The organism is Phenylobacterium sp., assembly GCF_031412415.1.
GTDB lineage: Bacteria > Pseudomonadota > Alphaproteobacteria > Caulobacterales > Caulobacteraceae > Phenylobacterium.
The window spans coordinates 1-3338 of record NZ_JANOCX010000276.1 but is presented as its reverse complement, the minus strand read 5'-3'; the positions used below and the strand labels follow the sequence as shown (position 1 = coordinate 3338).

The window sequence follows — 3338 nt, the reverse complement described above, 5'->3', positions numbered from 1 at the left end:
CTCGAGGACGAGGACGAGGACGAGTTCGACGAGTCCGAGATCGAGGGCCTTCCCGACGAGGGCGACGACGACCGCTAGAAACCGGGAACCGCGGCGCGACCAAAAAGCCCGCTCGGCGGGCTTGATCGCGCGGGGCCGTTTGACTAGGTTCCGCGCCTCCCGGCCGACCGGGACCTGAAGACCTCGGGGCTATAGCTCAGTTGGTAGAGCGCTTGAATGGCATTCAAGAGGTCAGCGGTTCGACTCCGCTTAGCTCCACCATGGAGGCCCGCAGTGAAAGCTGCGGGCCTTCGCCTTTATGGCCCCGTTGAAACTCACCCCGCGCCTCACCAAATAGAGTCCAACCGGGACTTCGCGCCGCTCGCGGGCGAGGTTCCGGGGAGTCGCTTGGAGCGAGGACTCTGGAATGAACCGGCCGATCGTCTTCGACAGCCCCTTCCTGCTGGGCTTCGACCATACCCGTAGCCTGATCGAGCGCGTGGCCAAGGCCGCCGCCGAGAGCTATCCGCCCTACAATGTGGAGGATCGCGGCGACGGGGCCTTGCGCATCACGCTGGCCGTGGCCGGGTTCACCCCCGACCAGCTCCACGTGACGGTGGAGGATCGGCAGCTCACCATCGCCGGTAAGCGCGAAAGCGCGGGGGAGGAAGCCTATCTGCACCGCGGCATCGCGGCGCGGGGCTTCGTCCGCAGCTTCGTCCTGGCCGACGGAATGACGGTTGAGGGCGCGCTGCTGGAGCACGGCCTGCTGCATATCGACCTGATCCGACCCGAACCTGAACGTCTGGTTCAGCGGATTCCCATCCGCACGGGCGGATAATTCAAGCCAGTTAAGGGGGTCGGCTGAACTTGCGACCGTCGGATGCGTTGCGTTTCACGGAGGTGGTCATGATGACGCCGAATCTTACGACCGAAGCTTTCGCCGCCCTTGGCGGTCCCGATCTCGTCTATGTCCGGCCGATCAAGGCCTCGGAGATCATCGCTTCGACGCCGACCGCCCAGATCCAGGGCTTCGATCTACATCCTGACCAGACCCTCTACGCGGTCCACCGGGCCGACGGTGAGCGCTTGGCGGTGTTGACCGACAAGGAATCGGCCATGGCGGCCGCCCTGGCTCACGAGCTGGCGCCCGTGTCGGTTCACTAGGGATATTTCGCGGCGCCTAGGCCGCCGCGGACGGCCGTTCCTGCACCAGCAGCGCGTGGATCGCGTCGGCGGTCCGCGCCTTGCGCAGATGATCGCGCAGCTCGCCCTGACGCAGCAGGCGCGAGACGCGGGCGAGCGCCCGCAAGTGCTCTGTCGAGGCGCTGGGCGGGGCGAACAGGGCGAAAATCAGATCCACCGGTTGATCGTCCACGGCGTCGAAGTCCACCGGCTGGTCCAGGCGAATGAACACGCCGCGCATGCGGGTCAGGCCGTCCAGACGCGCATGAGGCGCGGCGACGCCGTATCCGACCCCTGTCGAGCCCGCCAGTTCTCGCTCGGCCAGGGCGTCAAGGATCACTCCGGCGTCGATGCCGAAGTTGCGCGCGGCGACCTCGGCCACCAGGGCGAGGACCTTGCGCTTGTTGGGCGCGGCCGCCCGCGCCGCGATCGCGGCGCGGTCCAGGATTTCGCCAATCTGCATAACGTGTGACGCCCAACAAATGGCCCCGGCCGCACCATCAGGCTGGGGAACGCCGGAAACCCGGAGCCTAAGCTCCGGTTCCGTTCAGCGCGTTCCCATTCACGGATTTTGTGCGTTCTGGGTCGATCCAGCCGATATTCCCGTCAGGCCGGCGGTACACCACGGACAAGCCCCCGTGAGCGGCGTTCCTAAACACGATTGTCTGCGACTCCGTCAAGTCCAACTCCATCACCGCGCGCGAAACCGTCATCTCGCGAACGGGCCGTTCCGTTTCGGCGATGACCATTCCGGTCGGTGGGGTGTGGCTGGACTGCGGCGTTTCGCCCTCTTCGTCCCAATCCACGTCCTCCTCGCCCTCAGGCGCTCGGATCACGAAATAGGACGCCGTCTCGGCCTGGCGCGCCGTGGCCGCCGCCGAATGACTCTTCAACCGCCGCTTATAGCGACGGATGCGAGTCTCCATCTTGGAGAGCGCGGTGTCGAAGGCCCCATGGGCGTCACCGCCCAGGCCATGGCTTTGCAGCGCCTGGCCCGAAGCCAGTTTCACCGCGCAGTCGACTCGGAAGGAATGACCCTCTCGGCTGACCACGACGTCGGCGTTTCCGCCACGGTCGAAATACTTGCCGATAGAGCCGGTGATTTCGTCGGTGACCCGCTCACGCAGGGCCTCCCCGACGGCGACATGCTTGCCGGAAACCAAGACTTGCATCACCTATCAACGCGCCGCCGCGCGATTGGTGTCAAGCGGCTCCGAACCAGTTCACGAGATGTCGAACACCGTCGATCACCAGGTCGGCGGCCACGAACAGGACCGCCCCGCTCACCGCCGCAAGGCCGTAGCCGACCAGGGCGAAAAGACCGTCCCTCTGGAACAGCGCAAACCCCAGCACCCCGATGGTGAGCGCCGGCAGCAGGTTGCCAAGCGGGATGGGCAGGATCAGCACGAACGACAACAGCGAGCAGATCACGCCGATCACCCGGTCGCCCACGGGGCCGAACAGGAACGTGAGGCGAGGACGCGATACCTTCTCGATGCGCTCGACCGATGGCAGCAGGCGGTCGAAGACCTTTGCCAGGTCCGCGCCGGCGATCCGTCGGTCGTCCACCGCCTTGGGCAGCCAAAGCGTAGCGATGCCCAGGGCGACCTGCGGCGAGAGCAGCAGAAGCGGCGCGCCCAGCAGAGTCGAGGATCCCGGCGGCAGGGGCAGCAGGTTAGGGATGGCGAAAACGAACATCAGGGCGCCGAACGCCCGATGCCCGAAGCGATCGACGATCTCGCCCACGGACAGGCTTTCCCGCGCGCCGAACTCGCGCAGGATTTCGGAGATCGGTTCCTGGCGGTCGGTCGGACCTTGCGGCATTCAGCCCCTCAGCGGCGTGGCGTTACGACAACGCATGAGCCACGAAAAGGATTTGTGCGCGCACGAACGGTTTACAAGCGGCGCCGCTTTGAACTATTTCGCCAGCATGCGTCGTTCGATGATCAAAATCGCGATTAAAACCACCATGCCCGCGGGGCCTGGGGTTCAACGCGTGCACGCCGCGTAGCACCCTAAAGGACCCCGCCGCCAGGACGGGGTCGCCGAATTCTCTTCAGACAGGCTCCCGCTCCTCCGGCCCCACTGGAGACGAGACTCATGCTGTCGACCCTTGAAGCCCCCGCCCGCCCCGCCGGCCAGAAGCTGTTCAACGTCGCTGTCGTCGGCGCCAC

Annotated in this window: 5 protein-coding genes and 1 tRNA gene; 3 read left to right on the top strand and 3 right to left on the bottom strand. The window is 65.9% G+C overall.

From position 1 onward, the window contains the following. Nucleotides 1-185: 185 nt before the first annotated feature. The 3 genes from RMO04_RS13385 (at nucleotide 186) to RMO04_RS13375 (ending at nucleotide 1146) form a co-directional block, all read left to right on the top strand. A tRNA-Ala gene (locus tag RMO04_RS13385) sits at nucleotides 186-261 on the top strand. A gap of 145 nt (nucleotides 262-406) precedes the next feature. Next, on the top strand, nucleotides 407-820 hold the full coding sequence (locus tag RMO04_RS13380; RefSeq protein WP_309645276.1) for an Hsp20 family protein: 414 nt from the start codon (nucleotides 407-409) through the stop codon (nucleotides 818-820). A 71-nt stretch (nucleotides 821-891) separates the two neighbouring features. Next, entirely contained in the window at nucleotides 892-1146 is a 255-nt protein-coding gene (locus RMO04_RS13375) for a DUF1150 domain-containing protein (RefSeq protein WP_309645277.1), read from the top strand. A gap of 16 nt (nucleotides 1147-1162) precedes the next feature. Here the strand turns inward: RMO04_RS13375 and RMO04_RS13370 are convergent, their stop codons facing one another. The 3 genes from RMO04_RS13370 to RMO04_RS13360 all read right to left on the bottom strand — a co-directional run bounded on the left by RMO04_RS13370 (nucleotide 1163) and on the right by RMO04_RS13360 (nucleotide 2988). Next, a complete protein-coding gene (locus tag RMO04_RS13370) occupies nucleotides 1163-1627 on the bottom strand; it encodes a PTS sugar transporter subunit IIA (protein WP_309645275.1) in 465 nt (154 codons plus the stop codon). Nucleotides 1628-1694: 67 nt separating this feature from the next. Further along, nucleotides 1695-2336 (bottom strand): ribosome hibernation-promoting factor, HPF/YfiA family, encoded by a 642-nt coding sequence (hpf, locus tag RMO04_RS13365; RefSeq protein ID WP_309645274.1) that lies wholly within the window; start codon nucleotides 2334-2336, stop codon nucleotides 1695-1697. A 31-nt stretch (nucleotides 2337-2367) separates the two neighbouring features. After that, nucleotides 2368-2988: an exopolysaccharide biosynthesis protein gene (locus tag RMO04_RS13360; protein WP_309645273.1), complete on the bottom strand. Its 621-nt coding sequence runs from the start codon at nucleotides 2986-2988 to the stop codon at nucleotides 2368-2370. Nucleotides 2989-3338 lie beyond the last annotated feature (350 nt).